The sequence below is a fragment of the Neisseria sp. P0007.S010 genome (genome assembly GCF_051962875.1).
GTDB classification, from domain to species: Bacteria; Pseudomonadota; Gammaproteobacteria; order Burkholderiales; family Neisseriaceae; genus Neisseria; species Neisseria subflava_A.
The window spans coordinates 42,723-59,888 of the sequence record NZ_JBQCUX010000013.1 but is presented as its reverse complement, the minus strand read 5'-3'; the positions used below and the strand labels follow the sequence as shown (position 1 = coordinate 59,888).

15 protein-coding genes and 2 tRNA genes are annotated in these 17,166 nt (G+C 47.4%); 8 read left to right on the top strand and 9 right to left on the bottom strand.

The genetic code is table 11. From position 1 onward, the window contains the following. Positions 1–2: 2 nt before the first annotated feature. From ACTHR7_RS09590 to ACTHR7_RS09580, 3 genes are all read right to left on the bottom strand, one after another. A tRNA-Val gene (locus ACTHR7_RS09590) sits at positions 3–75 on the bottom strand. A gap of 125 nt (positions 76–200) precedes the next feature. After that, the gene (gene ribA, locus ACTHR7_RS09585) at positions 201–794 is read right to left on the bottom strand and encodes a GTP cyclohydrolase II (RefSeq protein WP_003685106.1); all 594 of its coding nucleotides are present in this window, start codon (positions 792–794) and stop codon (positions 201–203) included. Next, complete coding sequence (locus ACTHR7_RS09580; protein WP_440370720.1) at positions 787–1,452, bottom strand: hypothetical protein; 666 nt, start codon at positions 1,450–1,452, stop codon at positions 787–789. Before ACTHR7_RS09580 ends, ribA begins: the two co-directional genes overlap by 8 nt. A gap of 161 nt (positions 1,453–1,613) precedes the next feature. Here ACTHR7_RS09580 and ACTHR7_RS09575 point away from each other — a divergent pair. From ACTHR7_RS09575 to ACTHR7_RS09555, 5 genes are all read left to right on the top strand, one after another. Next, a tRNA-Leu gene (locus ACTHR7_RS09575) sits at positions 1,614–1,698 on the top strand. Between the two features lie 164 nt (positions 1,699–1,862). After that, positions 1,863–3,203 carry a DUF2868 domain-containing protein gene (locus ACTHR7_RS09570; RefSeq protein ID WP_440370719.1) on the top strand — a complete coding sequence of 447 codons (1,341 nt, stop codon included), beginning with the start codon at positions 1,863–1,865 and terminating at the stop codon, positions 3,201–3,203. Positions 3,204–3,469: 266 nt separating this feature from the next. Further along, on the top strand, positions 3,470–3,724 hold the full coding sequence (locus ACTHR7_RS09565; protein ID WP_070646719.1) for a hypothetical protein: 255 nt from the start codon (positions 3,470–3,472) through the stop codon (positions 3,722–3,724). 80 nt (positions 3,725–3,804) lie between these two features. Further along, positions 3,805–4,098, top strand: a complete 294-nt coding sequence (locus ACTHR7_RS09560; protein WP_070583845.1) for a hypothetical protein — start codon at positions 3,805–3,807, stop codon at positions 4,096–4,098. A 39-nt stretch (positions 4,099–4,137) separates the two neighbouring features. Then, the gene (locus ACTHR7_RS09555) at positions 4,138–4,413 is read left to right on the top strand and encodes a hypothetical protein (RefSeq protein ID WP_070646718.1); all 276 of its coding nucleotides are present in this window, start codon (positions 4,138–4,140) and stop codon (positions 4,411–4,413) included. Between the two features lie 173 nt (positions 4,414–4,586). Here ACTHR7_RS09555 and dnaK read toward each other — a convergent pair whose 3' ends face one another. Next, positions 4,587–6,518: a molecular chaperone DnaK gene (gene dnaK, locus ACTHR7_RS09550; protein WP_107867460.1), complete on the bottom strand. Its 1,932-nt coding sequence runs from the start codon at positions 6,516–6,518 to the stop codon at positions 4,587–4,589. Between the two features lie 304 nt (positions 6,519–6,822). Next, a complete protein-coding gene (gene grpE / locus ACTHR7_RS09545) occupies positions 6,823–7,374 on the bottom strand; it encodes a nucleotide exchange factor GrpE (protein WP_293208555.1) in 552 nt (183 codons plus the stop codon). Between the two features lie 159 nt (positions 7,375–7,533). On the opposite strand from grpE, the gene cysE reads away from it, so the two are divergent. Next, a complete protein-coding gene (cysE, locus tag ACTHR7_RS09540; protein ID WP_293208558.1) occupies positions 7,534–8,352 on the top strand; it encodes a serine O-acetyltransferase in 819 nt (272 codons plus the stop codon). A gap of 73 nt (positions 8,353–8,425) precedes the next feature. Here the strand turns inward: cysE and ACTHR7_RS09535 are convergent, their stop codons facing one another. After that, complete coding sequence (locus ACTHR7_RS09535; protein ID WP_293208561.1) at positions 8,426–9,016, bottom strand: tyrosine-protein phosphatase; 591 nt, start codon at positions 9,014–9,016, stop codon at positions 8,426–8,428. Between the two features lie 125 nt (positions 9,017–9,141). Between ACTHR7_RS09535 and mnmC the strand changes: the two genes are divergently transcribed. Beyond that, complete coding sequence (gene mnmC, locus ACTHR7_RS09530) at positions 9,142–10,752, top strand: FAD-dependent 5-carboxymethylaminomethyl-2-thiouridine(34) oxidoreductase MnmC (RefSeq protein ID WP_293208564.1); 1,611 nt, start codon at positions 9,142–9,144, stop codon at positions 10,750–10,752. 209 nt (positions 10,753–10,961) lie between these two features. On the opposite strand, the gene ACTHR7_RS09525 is transcribed toward mnmC, so the two are convergent. Both ACTHR7_RS09525 and ACTHR7_RS09520 read right to left on the bottom strand, forming a co-directional pair. Next, entirely contained in the window at positions 10,962–13,199 is a 2,238-nt protein-coding gene (locus ACTHR7_RS09525; RefSeq protein WP_440370722.1) for a TonB-dependent hemoglobin/transferrin/lactoferrin family receptor, read from the bottom strand. Positions 13,200–13,433: 234 nt separating this feature from the next. Further along, complete coding sequence (locus ACTHR7_RS09520; RefSeq protein ID WP_107792000.1) at positions 13,434–14,429, bottom strand: Slam-dependent surface lipoprotein; 996 nt, start codon at positions 14,427–14,429, stop codon at positions 13,434–13,436. 367 nt (positions 14,430–14,796) lie between these two features. On the opposite strand from ACTHR7_RS09520, the gene ACTHR7_RS09515 reads away from it, so the two are divergent. Further along, positions 14,797–16,338 carry a surface lipoprotein assembly modifier gene (locus tag ACTHR7_RS09515; protein ID WP_440370718.1) on the top strand — a complete coding sequence of 514 codons (1,542 nt, stop codon included), beginning with the start codon at positions 14,797–14,799 and terminating at the stop codon, positions 16,336–16,338. A gap of 120 nt (positions 16,339–16,458) precedes the next feature. On the opposite strand, the gene ACTHR7_RS09510 is transcribed toward ACTHR7_RS09515, so the two are convergent. Next, positions 16,459–17,082: a biliverdin-producing heme oxygenase gene (locus tag ACTHR7_RS09510; RefSeq protein WP_070461963.1), complete on the bottom strand. Its 624-nt coding sequence runs from the start codon at positions 17,080–17,082 to the stop codon at positions 16,459–16,461. Positions 17,083–17,166 lie beyond the last annotated feature (84 nt).

Genomic DNA, 17,166 nt, shown 5'->3' with positions numbered 1-17,166 from the left:
GGTGGGTGATGACGGAGTCGAACCGCCGACATTCTGCTTGTAAGGCAGACGCTCTACCAACTGAGCTAATCACCCGATAAGCCGACATTAAATCAAAAAATCAGGCTACGCGCAAGGTTTTTATTTAAATAAAAATATATCCCATTGAAAGAATATAGAATATTTTATTTAACCGCAAAAATTACCGTTATACCGTTCTATCAATCGAAAATCAAATGCCCCAATTTATCCGCTTTAGTATGCAGATAACGTTCATTTTCCACATTTTCGCCGACATGTAATGCAATCCGTTCGACCACATTAATGCCGGAATCTTTCAACGTTTGGATTTTTTCAGGATTATTGGTCAACAATCTGACTTCACGAATATGCAGATAATCATAAATCTGCTTGGCCAAAGTAAAGTCGCGCGCATCAACAGGAAGGCCGAGCGCTACATTGGCCTCAACCGTATCCAAGCCCTGATCTTGCAGACGATAAGCACGGATTTTGTTTATCAAACCAATGCCCCTGCCTTCTTGACGCAAATATACGATAACGCCACGCCCTTCTTTTTGAACGGCCTGCATCGCTGCTTGAAGTTGAGGACCGCAATCACATTTCACCGAAAATAAAGCATCTCCGGTCAAGCACTCGGAATGAATACGCGACAACACAGGCAGGCCGTCTGAAACATCGCCCATCGTCAATGCGACATGTTCCTGACCGCCCTCTTCTTCAAAGCCGTGCATGGTAAATTCGCCCCATTCCGTAGGCAAACGGCATGACGCAACAAACTTCAAGGCGTTACTCATTTTCCGCTTCCTCGTTTTCAGTCACGCCCAACAGATTTTTCAAAGAATCCGACAGGGCCAAGGCAAGGGCAATCCAAGCCACCAATACTTCGTCAGACGCGCCGTCTTCGACATCAAACTCGGCATGTACTACACCCAAAACCGCACCGCTGGGCATACAGACAGGAACTGAAATCTGGCTCAAGCCGAGATGACTGCGTTCGTCCGACAATTCCCCAATTTCCTGCCAATACGCCACATTCTGACAAACATTCATCCAACCGCTTTGCGCCGTACGCACAGCCAAAAAAGCCTGTCCGGCCTGCTCGTCGATTGGAATCACATTTTCCAACGGCACGCCCCAACGGCTCAGTCGAACCAGAGACAACGCGCCATCTTTCGGAAACGCTGTATAAACCGCTGCGCTTTTCAAATGCTCGGTGCGCTCGGCAACCGAATCCAAAGCCATAAAAATCCGTTTCAGCAACCATTCATGTTCGGCATCAACATAATCCGCCAACTGCCAACCGTCTTCAGACGGCCACAAAATCGAACGCTCAACCGAAGCATTGCCCATTTTAATCACAGCCTGGGTAGTCAAATAAGCAACATGTATATCATCCGCAGGCAACTTCAAACCTTGCGTCTGCAAAAAATCTTTAATCAATAAAGCAGGCATCTGCCCTTCCTCACCAATAGTAAAGTTGAGGCCGTCTGAAAACAAACCCTGCTTTCAGACGGCCGGAATAAATCATTATATAAGGGATAAACCGAAAAATTCAAGCAAACAAGACTTTGCGCCCCCATTAATCTTGTGTATAATCCACGGTTCAAATTAGTGCGGACGTGGCGAAATTGGTAGACGCACCAGATTTAGGTTCTGGCGCCGCGAGGTGTGAGAGTTCGAGTCTCTCCGTCCGCACCACACTCAAAATGAGCAGCTTTCGGGCTGCTTTTTTTTTACATCTATTCCACTATATACCCTATTCAAAATCAAAACTGCTTTTAATTTTTTGACCTTTGCAAAAAAGGGGTTTATTTGGGGGTATAACAGACGTTTCCACTTATCTTTCAGACGGCCTATCATTTATGTTGAATCCATCGCAAAAACTTGTCGAATTGGTCCGTATCCTTGAAGAACGTGCCTATATTTTTCCGGGAGATCCCGTTCAGGCGACGGAAGCGTTGCGACATATTGATGGCGGCAACGAGGAAAAACTGATACACCGTGCCCAAATTATTGACCGCGACCAGCATTTGAAATATGTGTTGCAACAGGTGGAGACAGGCTCGTTTTGGCTTTGGATTGTTGCGGCGACGTTGTTGTTTACGGTCGGTTTTTCCAGTACTTATCTTTTGATGGACAATCAGGGGCTGAACTTTTTTCTGGTCTTGGCTGGGATTTTGGGCATGAATACAGTCATGCTGCTGGTGTGGCTGGCGACTTTATTCCTGCGTTTGAAAAATGTGCACTTTATCAGCAGTCCGGCAACTTGGCTCCGTGGAAAAGACCCGGTCAATCAGGCAATTTTGCGGCTTTACATGGACGAATGGCGCAAACCGCAAACACGTTGGCTGATTGGTGCAACTTCACACGGCCTGTGGCTTTGCACGCTGTCGGGAATGTTGGTTTCTGTTTTGCTGCTGCTTTTGGTGCGTCAATATACGTTCAACTGGGAAAGTACGCTTTTAAGCAATACGGCATTGGTGAAAACGGTTGAGGCTTTGTCATGGCTGCCGGAACGTTTGGGCTTTCCTGTTCCTGACAGTCAGGCTGTGATTGCAGGCCGTCTAAATAATCATATCGAAGATGCACGCGCTTGGGCAGGTTTACTCATCGGCAGCATTGTCTGCTATGGCATTCTGCCGCGCTTGATTGCTTGGCTGGCCTGCAAGATTACTTTAAAAATCCTTCGCGAACGTTTGGATTTGAATCAGCCCTACTATCAAAATATCCTCCGCACATGGCAAACGAAGATTGTCGATGCCGATGATTTTCAGGAAAACATCGTTCCTGTTTCATCCAAAATTACGCTGAATAATGCGCCTAAATGGGCTGTTACACTGGAAACGGAATGGTCTGAGCCGCTTTGGTTTTCCGGCGTTTTGGCGCAAGAATGGATAGACAAAGGCGTGGCCGCCGGCAGAAAAGATTTGGAACGATTAGAAGCCGAATTGAAACAAACTCCGGCGCAACTTCTCATCGGCATACGCACGCAAACTGTTCCCGACCGCGGCATTTTGCGTCAAATCAGCCGCTTGGCCGAAGCTACGGACGGCGGCGTTATCGTTCAACTTTTGAATCAAGACAGTTTCTCTGAAGATTTAGATACCAAACTGGATTATTGGCGTGATGCGCTGGCAGAAAGAAACATTGCCTGGCTGGAGCCAACCCGTTTGGCACAAGAAAAACGGCAAAGCGCTATTTGACAGATAAACCGAAGGCCGTCTGAAAAGTTTTCAGACGACCTTTTATCGCAACTTGGAAGCTTGTTTTTAATATTGTCTTGCTGTCTTGATGATATAACCAATTTAAATTTAATCATTTCTTGACTATCCGTTATGTTTTCATTTTTTAATATAACTTAAAAAATAATTTCAAAAAAAACTACTACATACTTGCACTGTCAATACAACAGCAAACGGATGAAAACGCTTGCTATTTTTCACCCCATTTTTCATTTTGGAGTGCTAATATGCAAACACTAAACATGGATGATTTACAACAAGTTTCCGGCGGTTTTAATTTCAGTCGAAGCGCGGTTTCAGGAGCCGGCCGCTGGGTTGGTGCCGGAGCAGGTGCTTTTGCCGGCGGCTTTACCGGAATGGCGTTAGGCGCGATTGCGGGACCGGGCGGTATGGCTGCCGGTGGTGCTATCGGAGCCAACGTAGGTAGAGTTTTAGGAGGCAGATTAGGTTCGTTTGTCGCCAGAAGATCGTTTGGCTATTAAATCATTGCCGATCAAACTCCGTATCCCGAAAATATTTACGGGATACGGATTCTTTATCAACAATACTGAAGGATAACGGCATGAAAAATTTTTGGGAAAATTATAAGAAAAACTTGCAGTTGCTCGCAACTTTTGCCAAAAAATATTGGAAGGTCCTACTGGTCATCAGCTTCGCTGTAAACTTTATTGTCATCGGGGTGAACACTATCTTGAGTCTCTATGTGATCAATCCGAAATATTTTTTAGGGGAAGAATATTTCCTTTCAGAAATTATCGAAAGCCTCGTCGCAGTAAGCTTGATGATATGGACATTCCTGAAATATATTCAGTACAAACAGAAAGATGCTTCTTCGAAAGATTCTTCTTCAAATTAAATACGGAACAATCCCAAACTTTATAAGAAGGATAAGGGCATGAAAAATTTTTGGGAAAATTATAAGAAAAACCTGAAGTTGCTCGCAAGTTTCAGCAAACAATACTGGAAGGCATTGCTGATTATGTGCTTTGCGGCCAGCTTTACTGTTTTCCTTGCGAACTTGATTTTAAGCCTTATCATCAATCCGAAGTATTTCTTTGGAGTAGACCGTTTTCTTCCCGACTGGGTCGAAGTGTTAATTATGTGTACCCTGGTTGAACTGATGTTCTTGAAATACATAAAATCCAAAAAGAAAAAATCGCTTCCAGAATAGGTACAAACAGATTAGCCCAACCTTGTCTTTTCAATGGGTTATATCTTTTTCCTGTCTGTCAAGATTTCTAAAACCAAGGTCGTCTGAAAAGCTTTCAGATGACCTTTTACTATGAATAATTCAAATAAAAAGCGCGAACCTTTCGATTCGCGCTTTTTTTCAGACGGCATCAATTATTTTTTGTCGTCTTTTACTTCTTCAAAGTCGGCATCTACGATGTCGTCGTCTTTCTTAGCGGAAGACGGTTCGGCTTGTGCGCTTTCGCCTGCTTGGGCTTCGGCTTGCGCTTGAGCGTAAACCATTTCACCCAATTTTTGGCTGGCTGCACCCAAAGCTTCGGCCTTGGCATCGATAGCAGCTTTGTCGTCGCCTTTAACTGCTTCTTCAGCTTCTTTCAACGCAGCTTCGATTTTTTCTTTCTCGGCAGCGTCAAGTTTGTCGCCGTAGTCAGTCAGAGATTTTTTCACAGAGTGAATCAGGGCTTCGGCTTGGTTGCGGGAAGCGACCAATTCAGTCAGCTTTTTATCTTCCTCAGCATTGGCTTCGGCATCTTTCACCATGCGTTCGATTTCTTCTTCGCTCAAACCTGAAGAACCTTGGATGGTAATATTGGCCGCTTTACCGGTGCCTTTGTCTTTGGCAGAAACGTGCAAGATACCGTTGGCGTCGATGTCGAAAGTAACTTCAATTTGTGGCATACCGCGTGGTGCAGGTGCGATGTCGGTCAAGTTGAACTGACCCAAAGATTTGTTGGCAGAAGCGCGTTCGCGTTCGCCTTGCAGTACGTGGATGGTTACTGCGCTTTGGTTGTCTTCGGCAGTTGAGAACACTTGAGACGCTTTAGTCGGAATAGTAGTGTTCTTTTGAATCAGCTTGGTCATCACGCCGCCCATGGTTTCGATACCCAAAGACAGAGGAGTTACGTCCAGCAACAATACGTCGCTGCGGCCGCCGCTCAATACTTCGCCTTGAATCGCTGCGCCTACGGCAACGGCTTCGTCAGGGTTCACGTCTTTGCGCGGCTCTTTGCCGAAGAAGGCTTTAACGGCTTCTTGTACTTTCGGCATACGGGACTGACCGCCGACCAAGATCACGTCGTCGATGTCGCTGGTGCTCAAGCCGGCATCTTTCAATGCGATTTTACAAGGCTCAATAGAGCGGGCAATCAGGTCTTCAACCAGGCTTTCTAATTTGGCGCGGGTAATTTTCATGGCCAAGTGTTTCGGGCCGGTTGCGTCCATAGTGATGTATGGCAGGTTGATTTCAGTTTGCTGACCGCTGGACAATTCGATTTTGGCTTTTTCAGCAGCTTCTTTCAGACGTTGCAGAGCCATTACGTCTTGTTTCAAATCAATGCCTTGTTCTTTTTTGAACTCGTCAATGATGTAGTCGATCAAGCGTTGGTCGAAGTCTTCACCGCCCAAGAAGGTATCGCCGTTGGTAGCCAATACTTCAAATTGTTTGTCGCCGTCGATGTTGGCGATTTCGATGATGGAAATATCGAAAGTACCGCCACCCAAGTCATATACGGCTACTTTGCGGTCTTTGTTGTCGCCTTTGTCCATACCGAATGCCAAAGCGGCAGCGGTCGGTTCGTTGATGATACGTTTTACTTCCAAACCTGCGATGCGGCCTGCGTCTTTAGTCGCTTGACGTTGACTGTCGTTGAAGTAGGCAGGAACGGTAATCACGGCTTCAGTGACTTTCTCGCCCAAGTAAGCTTCGGCAGCTTCTTTCATTTTACGCAAAACTTCTGCGGAAATTTGAGGAGGAGACAGCTCTTTGCCTTGCGCTTTCACCCATGCGTCGCCGTTACTGGCTTTGATGATTTCGAAAGGCATAGATTCAATGTCGCGTTGAACTTCTTTGTCTTCAAATTTGTGGCCGATCAAACGTTTGGCGGCGTAAATAGTGTTTTTAGCGTTGGTTACCGCTTGGCGTTTTGCAGGCGCGCCGACGAGGATTTCGCCACCGTCCAAATAAGCGATAACGGAAGGAGTGGTGCGTGCACCTTCTGCATTTTCGATCACTTTGGTTTGACCGTTTTCAGAAATGGCCAAACAAGAGTTGGTTGTACCTAAGTCAATACCGATTACTTTTGCCATATTATGTTGCTCCTAATAAATAAACTTTTCTAAATTAATAATCCTGTGGAACATTTCGTTCCGATGGCTTGTAAATAAGGTTGCTTCATTTTTTTTCAAGGCTTAATTTGAATTTTTTTTTAAATTAAATTCAAGTACTTGATTTATTTATCCACAAGCCGTTTATTCTTTTTTCAGATGGCCGGTTTTAATTTTCCGATTCCGGTTTATCGGAATGATTTTCCAATAGCGGAACATCGGGATTTGAAACCGGATAAGGCCGTCTGAAGATTTTATGCTTGATAAACTTTATCAAGCGGTGCCTTCAGGCTTCTTTTTTCGCTACGATAACCATCGCGGGGCGCAGTACGCGGTCGGAGAGGGCGTAGCCTTTTTTCATGACGCTGACGATGGTGTTCGGCTCTTGCTCGCTGACGACCGTCTGCATCGCCTGATGTTGGTGCGGGTCGAGTTTGTCGCCGGGTTGCGGGTTGATTTCTTTGATATGCGTGGTGTCGAACGCTTTTTGCAATTCGTTCAGCGTCATTTGCACGCCCATTTTCAGCGCGTCGAAATTACCGCTTTGGTCGAGCAGCGCCATTTCGAGATAATCTTTAACCGGCAACATTTCTGCTGCAAATTTTTGTCCGGCGAATTTGTGCGTATCGGCAATTTCCTGCTGATGGCGGCGGCGCAGGTTTTGCTCGTTTGCCAAACCGCGCAGCTCGCTGTCTTTGAGTTGGCCTTCCAACTCGGTGACACGCGCCTGAAGCTCTTCGTAAGTCGGTTCTGCTTGTTTGGCTTCAACGGTTTCGGCAGTTTCAACGGCTGCTGCTTCTTCTGCTTCGTGTTGATGTTGTTCGTTATGCTCCGTCATTTCTGATATCCTTTTAGCGTGTTGATATTCGATGTTTTATATATAAGGCCGTCTGAAAAAACTTCAAGCATTTGAATACCGATTATCAAATGCCTTGTTAAAAGACGTTGGAAAACGGTAAGATAGCCATCTGATTTTATTCTTCAGACGGCCTCGAATATGAAAAAAGACCATTTGAATTCAACCGATTTTGATCTGTGGCACACCATCCGCGAAGAAACCGAAGCGGCCGCCACGGCCGAACCGATGCTGGCAAGCTTCCTGCATCAAACCGTGTTGCGCCACGATTCGCTCGATTCGGTACTTGCCTACCATCTTTCCAGCAAACTCGGCAGCCCGATTATGGACGTGCGCGCGCTGTTTGAAATTTATCAGCAGGCTTTGAGCGTGGACACCCGTATCAGCAAATGTGTCGAGGCCGACTTGAAAGCTATTTACGAGCGCGACCCGGCTTGTGATGAATATTCACTGCCGCTGTTGTATTTCAAAGGCTTCCACGCCGTACAGGCGCACCGTATCAACCACTGGCTCTATCAAAACGGCCGTAAAACGCTGGCGTATTTCCTGCAAAACCGCATGTCGGAAGTCTTCGGTGTCGATATTCACCCTGCCGCCCGTTTCGGTCACGGCCTGATGCTCGACCATGCCACCGGTTTTGTGGCCGGCGAAACCGCCGTCTTAGGCAACAACATTTCCATCCTCCACGGCGTAACGCTGGGCGGTTCGGGCAAAGAAAGCGGCGACCGCCACCCGAAAATCGGCAATGGCGTAATGATTGGTGCGAACGCTTCGATTTTGGGCAATATCCGCATCGGCGAAAATGCCAAAATCGGCGCAGGCAGCGTGGTGGTTGCCGATGTACCATCTTCGATTACCGTTGTCGGCGTACCGGCCAAACCTGTCGGCCGCTCTTCCAAAACTCCGTCTGCCGATATGGATCAAAGCATTCAATTATCGACTACGGATTTTGTAATTTAAGCAATCTGCCATTTAAAAGGCCGTCTGAAAGATTTGTTCTTTCAGACGGCCTTTTATCATTTAAATCCTAGTGTTAACCGCGTTTGCGCAAGGCTTCCAAGTGCGTTTTAACCTGCTTGACTTTCTCTTCGGTAAACAGGTTGGCAATGTTTTTCCAAATGCTGTGATAACCGTAAGGACCATGTTGCATTTCGGCTTTTGCCTCTTCCACCGGCCAGCCTTGATAGATGATGCGGTACATTCCAGCAATCAAACCGGTACGATCTGCGCCATGATAACAATGAATGAGCACTGCGCCGTTTTGCTGTTGTTTTTCAATCAGGTATAGGATTTCCGCAATCTCTTTCGGCTTAATGCTCCATGACAGCAACGGACGGTTTAGCAAGGTCAAACCATGCTCTTTCAAATGGTCATCATCGTTGCGGTCAAAAAAGCGCAAGTTGATCACGCTTTGAATGCCCAGCTTGACGATGGCTTCACCATCTTCGGCAACAGGCTGCTCGCTGCGGTAAAGCTTGTCGTCAATACGATAAAGGTTGGCATCGTGTTTGACGGGCGTTGCCCAGCGTTCGGACTGAACGGCTTTGTTGCCGTTATCCGGCGGCGCGGACGAACAAACGATGGGCAAGCCGGAAGCAAGAAGGCACAATAAAAGACGGCGCATAAAATTCCTGTATGAAAATCAATTGGAAATCAAAATATCATGCGATTCTATCAAAACACGTTCGGATATTCTATCCGCGCAAACCGCGTTACAATAAAGCCTCTTTTTTCAGACGGCCCTTCATCATGACCTGCCTTGCTTGGAACACCACGCCTTCCCTTGCTACCCTTTGCCGCGCGATCGAACAACATACCGTGCCACTTTATTTGATTGTCTGCCTGCCTGAAAACCATATTCCCGATTTTCCGCTGTCAAATCTTCCCTCCGAGCTTGAAGGCCGTCTGAACAACCGTCTCGCTCAATCCGTGAAATGCCTTCAGTTCAACAGCGTCAATGTTTTAGAAAACCTATTGCCTGATGTGCATCTCTGGCTGGTTCCGCCACACCGCGCCGACCGCTTACACGAACATTTCCATCATATCGAATGGCAAACCGAAGCCGTACCGCAATCTGCGCCTACTCTTCTAAAACCTTGGTTCAGACGGCCTGAACATCAAGCCGCACCCGAACACGTCCTGATTATCGGTGCAGGTATTGCCGGCGCAGCGACCGCGCGCAAACTGGCGGAGCACGGCGTACGCGTTACGGTTTTGGAGGCAAGCAAAGCGGCGCATGCAGGCAGCGGCAACCGCCAAGGCTTGCTCTACGCCAAAATCTCGCCACACGATACCGAACAAACCGAGCTGCTGCTGACAGGCTACGGCTACACACGCCGATTGTTGGAAGACTTGCTGCCCGACTCCGACGTATGGGGCGGCGACGGCATATTGCATTTGAATTTTGACGACAGCGAACGCAAACGCAATCAGGCCTTGGGTTTGCAACACCAGCATAAACACCTCTACCGCAGCGTATCCGCCGAAGAGGCTGCGCACATTGCAGGCATGGACGTATTTTCAGACGGCCTTTATTGGCCGCAAGGCGTATGGCTGAATCCGCCTGCCGTCGTTCATACCTTATTGAATCATCCGCTGATTGAGTTACATGAACACTCGCCGCTGACCGCCGTATCGCATGATGGCACACAATGGACGGCACACACGCCGGACACGCATTTCAACGCCAGCCATATTGTTTACTGCATGGGCGCGCACAGCCCGACTGCCGCCGACACCAACGTCTCCGCCCTGCCTTTCCGCCAAATCCGCGGACAAACCGGCGTTGTATCCGCCAGCCCGTTTTCACAAAAACTGCGTTGCGCCATTTCCGGCGAAAGCTACATCAGCCCGAGCTGGCAAGGCCGCCACTGCTACGGCGCGACATTTGTCCTCAACAGCAACGATGAAACTTGGTATCCGCACGAAGAAACCGAAAACCGCGCCACCTTGCAACAGCTCAATCCCCCATTGGCACAATCCCTATTTGAGCAAGATTCGTTTTCAGACGGCCTTCAAAACACACAAGGCCATGCCGCCCTACGTTGCGACAGCCTAGACCATTTGCCCGTTGTCGGCGCACTCGGCGACATCGCCGCCATGCAGTCCGCCTATGCCAAGCTGGCATTGGACAAAAACTACCGCCTCGACAATATCCCCTGCCCTTACCTGCCCAATGCCTACATCAATACGGCACACGGTACGCGCGGACTGGCGACAGCACCCATCTGCGCCGCCGCCATTGCGGCCGAAATACTCGGCTTGCCCCATCCGCTATCGCAAAGGCTGAGAACCGCGCTACACTCCAACCGCGCCATTATCCGCGCGATTATTCGGCAGCAGCCGTTGTTATCCGTTTAAAGATTTCGTTTTAACTAAAAAAGGCCGTCTGAAAGTCATCAAAACTTTCAGACGGCCTTTAGCTATCCGTTAACTGCTTAGAATTTCCATTCCAGCGATACGGCGTAATTGCGGCCTGGGGCGCGGTAGCGGTCTAAGCCTTTGCCATCGCGGTCAACCCCGTTGGTGGTGCTGTAGCTGTACCAACCTTCCTTTCTGTTCTAATTACCTTAGAACTTAGCTTCAAGTGTAAAGTTGTAACTTCTTCCTGGTGAAGAGAAACGCTCTATACCTGCATGTGTCTTATTATTAACACGATTAACTGTACCAAATTCGCGGATGCTGCGCAGCGATTCCCAAGTATAGTATTTTTTGTTGCCGATGTTGTACGCACCGGCGCGCAGGGTGAAGTATTTGCCCAAGTTGACGTAGCCTGTCAGGTCGAAAAGCGTATAGGCTTTGCTGTGCTTGGCAAATGGCCATGGGTTGTTCAAATCATCACTGCTGTGAACGGTGTCAGACGGTTTTTTAGCTGCGGTGTGTGTCAGGTACGCATTGATACCCCAGCGTTTGGAGGGAGCATCGTAGCCCAAATTGTAAACGGCAGACCACGGGGAAAGGGCGTTAATCGGGATTTCCTGTCCGTTGGTTTGTTTGGCTTTGCCTTTGATGTAGCTGACATTAACACCTGCGTGCGTGCCTTGCGGCAAACCGATGCTGTCAAGGTTCCATGTGCCGTTAAATTCCAAACCTTTCACCCATGCGGAGGAACGGTTTTGGTTTTGCCAAACGGGTGAGCTGACCAATGCGGTACCGTCGGAAATCGGTGCATAATTAGGGCTGTTGGGGTTGTCTGAGGACACGCCCATGTAGGTCAGTTCGATAAAGTTGCGGTAGCGGGTTTGGAAGCCGGAGAGTTTAAAGTTTCCGGCTTTGCCACTGCCGGCAAGTCCCAGTTCGAAGTTTTTGGCGGTTTCTGCCTTAAGGTTAGGGTTTGCTTTAAGGTAGAAGTCAGGATGCGGGAACAATAGCCAGGTTTCGTCTGAAGTCGGCGCGCGGAAGCCAGTGCTATATTTTGCCAAAAGATTCAGACGCGGCGTGAATTTCCAGTCTAATCCTAAACCGTAGCTGAAACCGCTGTGTTTACGCTCGCTGCCAAGATAGGGGATTTGACCGCGGATGGCAGGGGTATAGTTGGGGTTGTCCTTGGCTTTGCTGCTGCTGTTGTCGTAGCGAAGCCCGGCATTGAGGCGGTATTGGCTGCTGTCGCCGAATTGGAAGGTGTTGTTCCAGTAGGCAAAACGGTTTTTGGAGGAGCTTTCGACCAGCATAGTCAATTCTTGGTTGTTGGACGTTTGATATTTCGGGTCGTATAGGCGTACCCAATAGCTATGATCTCTATTGCCGTTGTCGTTTTGGGAACCACCCAATCCGTATTGCATTGCCCATACCAATTTGGAAAAGTCGATTTGTTTTTCGGCATCGGCACCGAATTGGGTATTTTTTTGACGGATGTTGCGAAACATATGGTACACGTCGCTGTTCACACCGCTGCGATTATAATCCGTCGGCAAATCCCAGGTCCAAGTGCTCATGTCGATGGTTTGACGGTCGTAACGTAGGTTAAGACTGTCCCATGGACCTTTGTCAAGTTGATTTTTGTATTCGAAACCGATGCGTTTGCGGTAGGAAATATCTTGACGGGAACGGGTATCGCCCAGTGCCTCGCCTTTCCAGTTTGCCGCCCACATATTAGATAATTCGGTCGTTGTGCGGTCGGTACGAGAGTCTTCGTAAATCCAGCCGATACGGTTTTGATCGTTGAAGTTGTAACCCAGCTTGAACAGGGTGCTTATGTTTTCCCAATTTTGAGGGTCAGGTTTGCTGCGCGCTATACCGCGGCTGCCGTAGTTGGTACTGCCGGCATTCGGACTCCAGCTTTGTTTGTTGTCGGTGATGACGGTATCGGCAGCGTCGCTGTTGTTTTTGGTTTCTTTACCGAAACGGCGGGTGTAGACCATCAATGCGTCCAGACCCAACCAGGTTCCCGCGGCGGTTATGCTGCTGAATTTTTGGCTGTTGCGTCCGATATAGCCGCCTTTAATGCCTAAGTGGTAGGGTTTTTCTTCGGAAACATAGTCGCTTGCGGATTTGGTTTTATAGTTGACGGCACCACCCAATGCACCGCTGCCGGATTTGAGCGAGTCCGCGCCTTTGGTCATGGTTACTTCCGAGAAATTTTCAGGTTCGGAAGTGTTGCGGTTTGCATTGAAGTTGCCGTATGCACCGAACAACTCTTGGAATGCTTCAGACGACCTGCTTTCTGCTTGTGCCAGTCCGTCCACGTTGATGGCAACGCGGTCTTTATCGACACCGCGTATGGTAAAACCGTTAGAACCTGAGCGTCCGCCTTCAACGACGCTGATGCCTGGATCGTAACGCACCAAGTCGCTTTCATCGGAGACCATTTGTTTATCCAAAGCCTGACGGCGGATTTTCTCTTCACCGAGTTTTTGTACTTTGCGGCCGCCAATGACTTTGACTTCATTCAACTCCTGATAAGCTTGAGGAATAGGATCGGCCGCTAAGGCAGGGAAAGTTTGGCTGACAATAGCTGCCAGCAGTACAGGTTTAAAATGGAAGGACATTTTTTGCCTCTTAATATATATTGATTATCTATTATTGGAATGCTTGATGTGCAGTTACTTGCTGACAGGTGTCAAACTTGTATCCGTCGTATTGCGGTCGTCATCATTCTTCACGCCGCCGAACACGGTATCCAACGATTTATCGGCATCAAAGGTAACTTTACCGCCTATACTGACTTCTGTTTTATCGCCGTTAAATTGACCAAAGAATTTCCCTTCGACTTTGCCGTTTTTACCATCGGATTCGGCAGTGCCTGAGAAATCAACGCCGTTGATGCCTACATCTTTCATCACAACGTCCGGACCGTAATCAGCATTACCTAAAATCGTGCCGCCGAGTTTGTTGGTGTTGAAATTGGCTGTCAGCAGTGAAAGTTTGGGCGTGTTTTTTTCAGACGACCCGGAGGATTTGCCCGGATCGTAGGTTGAGGTAACGATATTGCCGTTGCGGACGCGGACAGCCCAAACTTCGTATGTAGTCTTGCCTTTTGCCACAGTACTGTCAGACGGAGTGTAATAAGACGGTTTTGCCGTTCCGACAGGTTTGCCGCCGACAAACAGGTCTGCCGTACCGTCTGAACTTATCCATGCGCCAAATTTAAGGTGATCATGTTTGGTTGCAGGGGCATTGGTGAACTGTCCCGAACTACTGCAACAGACAAACAGTTTGCCACCCTCAGATAAAGGTTGTCCTTCATGGCGTGTACGAAGGGCATAAGACGGGCTGGAATATGATGGGACAATCGGATCAGAATATGAACTAATGTTGTAATAGTTACCAGAAGGGGTTTGATAGACATATTGTTTATCGGTATAGCTGTAGCCCCATGATGTTTTCACTTCGAGTTCCGCTTCACGCAGACTGCCGCCTTTACCGGAAAGGGTATTGATGGTCTGTATCGCACTGCTTTCATCGCTCAACTTAACATTGGCGATAGGTTGCGCTGTCGGAATAGCAACGGGAACTTTGGGTTCAGATGCACCTCCACCTGCACATGCAGTCAAAATAAAGGTAGTTGCAATAGGCACTATAAATACATTAATTTTCATAACCAATCTCTCTAAAATACAAGCTTCTCAGATACAATAATGATAAGTATTACTAATAATATGCAATATTGTGTAACAAATATTTTATTTTAGCAATACCAATATTTTTTATATCAGTAGTTAGGGTGAATCTTTATGCCATCCTCTCTCTGTTAAATATATTTACGCAATTTATAATCCTATAAAAATAAATAAGTTATATTTATTTCGTAAATTTGCCGTTATAATGATAAATCTAAATACGAATCTGTATTTTTTATGCAAAAATAAAATCACCTGAGATGTTTCAGGCAGTTTTATGATAAGAGCAAATCCCTTATTAGAAACGATTTGCCCTCAGATATACATATATTTCGGATGACTTTAAATGCTAAAAATAAAACAAAAAATTGTCTCAGCTTCTTTGTGCTACCTATTGCCGTCAGCAGCCTTTGCTGAATTTCCCGAAGAGGGTGTTCGGCAGAATATTTCTTCTCAGAATACTGCTGTACAAGTACAACAGAAACAATGGTTAGATATTCTATCTGAGGAGGAAAGGTCGCCTGAAAAGAATGAGAATATAGGCAGACCAACTCTGGTTAATGATGATTTTTTAGCGGCAAACCCGCATATTCTTGAAGACGCACTGGTTCAAGCACTTAACGGCAATAGCGCAGACCTGGTTTCCTCGCTTGTCGCCCTTTACCGTAAACAGCCCAACCACAATCCCAAACTGATTGCACGTGCCGATGCTTTGCTGGCAAAGTTGAAAGGACGGACTTCCGAAGCGGTCGAACGTTATCGTACCCTTTATGAATCTGACGTTTCAGACGACCGCATATTGTTGGATTTGGCAGCAGCAGAGTTTCAGGACCATCGCTTGGGTGAGGCAACGATGCATTTTCGTCATGCCGCGCAACACGATATACCTGCCCCTGTTTTGGAAAATGTCAAACGTTTTCAAGAAGCCGTCAAACGGCAGACAGAATGGAAATGGTCTGGTGGAATCAGCCCCGTGCATAACGATAATGCCAACAACGCTGCTCCGCGTTATTGCATCGAAACAAGGGGGCAAACCGCATGCAGTGTTACCTTACCTGTCAGTGCCAACGGCTTGAATTACGAATTGAACACCGAAAAACTCACCCCATTGCATGGGCATCACGCCATCAAATTCCGCACCAACCTCAGCGGCACAAGCTATTTTTTCGACCGTCAATCGGCTTACGACGATGCGTTCGGCAGGGCTTATTTGGGATGGCAGCGCAAGGATGGCAAACAAACCATCAGCGTTTTACCGTTTTATCAGGCACAGTTGGCAGGCAGCAGCGAGTTTGACAGCAAAAAAGAAAATAACCGTCGCGCCGCGCCGTATATGCTGGCACACGGTGTTGGCGTACAGCTTTCACATATGGTCAATCTCGGTAACGCAACACAACTTTATCACTCACTGGAGCGCTACCGCCAAAACTATCGGGAAACTGATCGTGCACTGCGCAACGATGGTTGGCACGACAGTACTTATCTTTCCCTAGCGCGCCGTTTTGGCAGTACGACCCTGTTCGGCGGTTGGCAATACAACCGCTTTGTTCCTGAAAACAAAAACATACGTAATACCGTCAACAATGCAGCCTACCACCGCAACGGTTTCAATATAGGTTGGATACAGCAATGGCAGGTTTTAGGTGGGCTTAACAGCAGACTTACCGCTTCATTTGCCAACCGTCGCTATAAAGGCATTATGGCATTCGGTACGGAGCCGCAACGCAATCGGGAGCGCGCGCTCTCTATCAATCTTAGTCACAACAAATTATCTTATAAAGGCATTACCCCTACTTTGAATTATAGTTATAGTCACAACCGTAGCAATGCACCCTATGCAATGCGTAATATTCATCAATGGTCATTAGGTGGTGAATGGAATTTTTAAAAGAGAATCAAATCTGAGTAGGTATAAGACAGCAACCCGTTCAAACAAAACTTTGTAGTGTAATTAAAGGTCTCTGCAAACATCTACGCCGAGACCTTGTCTGTTTGATTTAATTATTTTTTAGAGTCTGTGCGGCGTCATACCTTCAGGCGCTTCCGCACCTTCCGGCAAACCGAAAGTTTCGCGCAAAATCACTTTATAGAAGGCAAACGCTTCGCACGCACCTTGAATGGCTTCCGCCTCGGCTTCGGGAGTCAAGTTCAAAGCGTTCAGATGCTCGACAAAAGCGCGCCAGTGTTTGCCGCGTCCGTTCGGATGAGGAGCCAGGTGGCGTGCGCCGAATTCGCCGGTGTATTCGAGTTTTTGAGCGTGTTTGAACAAGAATGCCGCGCCCAAATTAGAACCTTCGGCGCAATACAGCCAGCCGATGGCTTTATTACCGGTTTCGTGTGGCAATTCTTTGTCAAATTTGTAAGGCTCTTCGCCCAAGTCTTTCAAGTCTTGAGTCACGGCATCGTAACGCGCCATGTATTCAAGCTCTGGAATGGCTTTGTTCAATTCGGCATCTTTATAGATGTGGTCGACGGCCTTATGGAAAACAGATTGAAGTTTCAAGAATTTGATGTAGTTTTCTTTGCTGGAAAAAGGTTGAACGGACATAACCAAGTTATCAACGCTGTCGTGTGTAACTGTGGTTTGCTCTTTTAAGCGTTTGGCGAAAGTCAGCTCTTGTGTTTCACTCATGATGTTTACTTTGAATTAAGAGACTAATAGTTTCAGATGGTTTCAGACGGCCTTTATGGTTAAAAATCCGTCTAATTTGAAAAG

Coding starts and splice junctions, on each gene's coding strand:
- ribA (WP_003685106.1), bottom strand. CDS start 794: ATGAGTAACGCCTTGAAGTTTGTTGCGTCATGCCGTTTGCCTACGGAA.
- ACTHR7_RS09580 (WP_440370720.1), bottom strand. CDS start 1,452: ATGCCTGCTTTATTGATTAAAGATTTTTTGCAGACGCAAGGTTTGAAG.
- ACTHR7_RS09570 (WP_440370719.1), top strand. CDS start 1,863: ATGTTGAATCCATCGCAAAAACTTGTCGAATTGGTCCGTATCCTTGAA.
- ACTHR7_RS09565 (WP_070646719.1), top strand. CDS start 3,470: ATGCAAACACTAAACATGGATGATTTACAACAAGTTTCCGGCGGTTTT.
- ACTHR7_RS09560 (WP_070583845.1), top strand. CDS start 3,805: ATGAAAAATTTTTGGGAAAATTATAAGAAAAACTTGCAGTTGCTCGCA.
- ACTHR7_RS09555 (WP_070646718.1), top strand. CDS start 4,138: ATGAAAAATTTTTGGGAAAATTATAAGAAAAACCTGAAGTTGCTCGCA.
- dnaK (WP_107867460.1), bottom strand. CDS start 6,518: ATGGCAAAAGTAATCGGTATTGACTTAGGTACAACCAACTCTTGTTTG.
- grpE (WP_293208555.1), bottom strand. CDS start 7,374: ATGACGGAGCATAACGAACAACATCAACACGAAGCAGAAGAAGCAGCA.
- cysE (WP_293208558.1), top strand. CDS start 7,534: ATGAAAAAAGACCATTTGAATTCAACCGATTTTGATCTGTGGCACACC.
- ACTHR7_RS09535 (WP_293208561.1), bottom strand. CDS start 9,016: ATGCGCCGTCTTTTATTGTGCCTTCTTGCTTCCGGCTTGCCCATCGTT.
- mnmC (WP_293208564.1), top strand. CDS start 9,142: ATGACCTGCCTTGCTTGGAACACCACGCCTTCCCTTGCTACCCTTTGC.
- ACTHR7_RS09525 (WP_440370722.1), bottom strand. CDS start 13,199: ATGGTCTCCGATGAAAGCGACTTGGTGCGTTACGATCCAGGCATCAGC.
- ACTHR7_RS09520 (WP_107792000.1), bottom strand. CDS start 14,429: ATGAAAATTAATGTATTTATAGTGCCTATTGCAACTACCTTTATTTTG.
- ACTHR7_RS09515 (WP_440370718.1), top strand. CDS start 14,797: ATGCTAAAAATAAAACAAAAAATTGTCTCAGCTTCTTTGTGCTACCTA.
- ACTHR7_RS09510 (WP_070461963.1), bottom strand. CDS start 17,082: ATGAGTGAAACACAAGAGCTGACTTTCGCCAAACGCTTAAAAGAGCAA.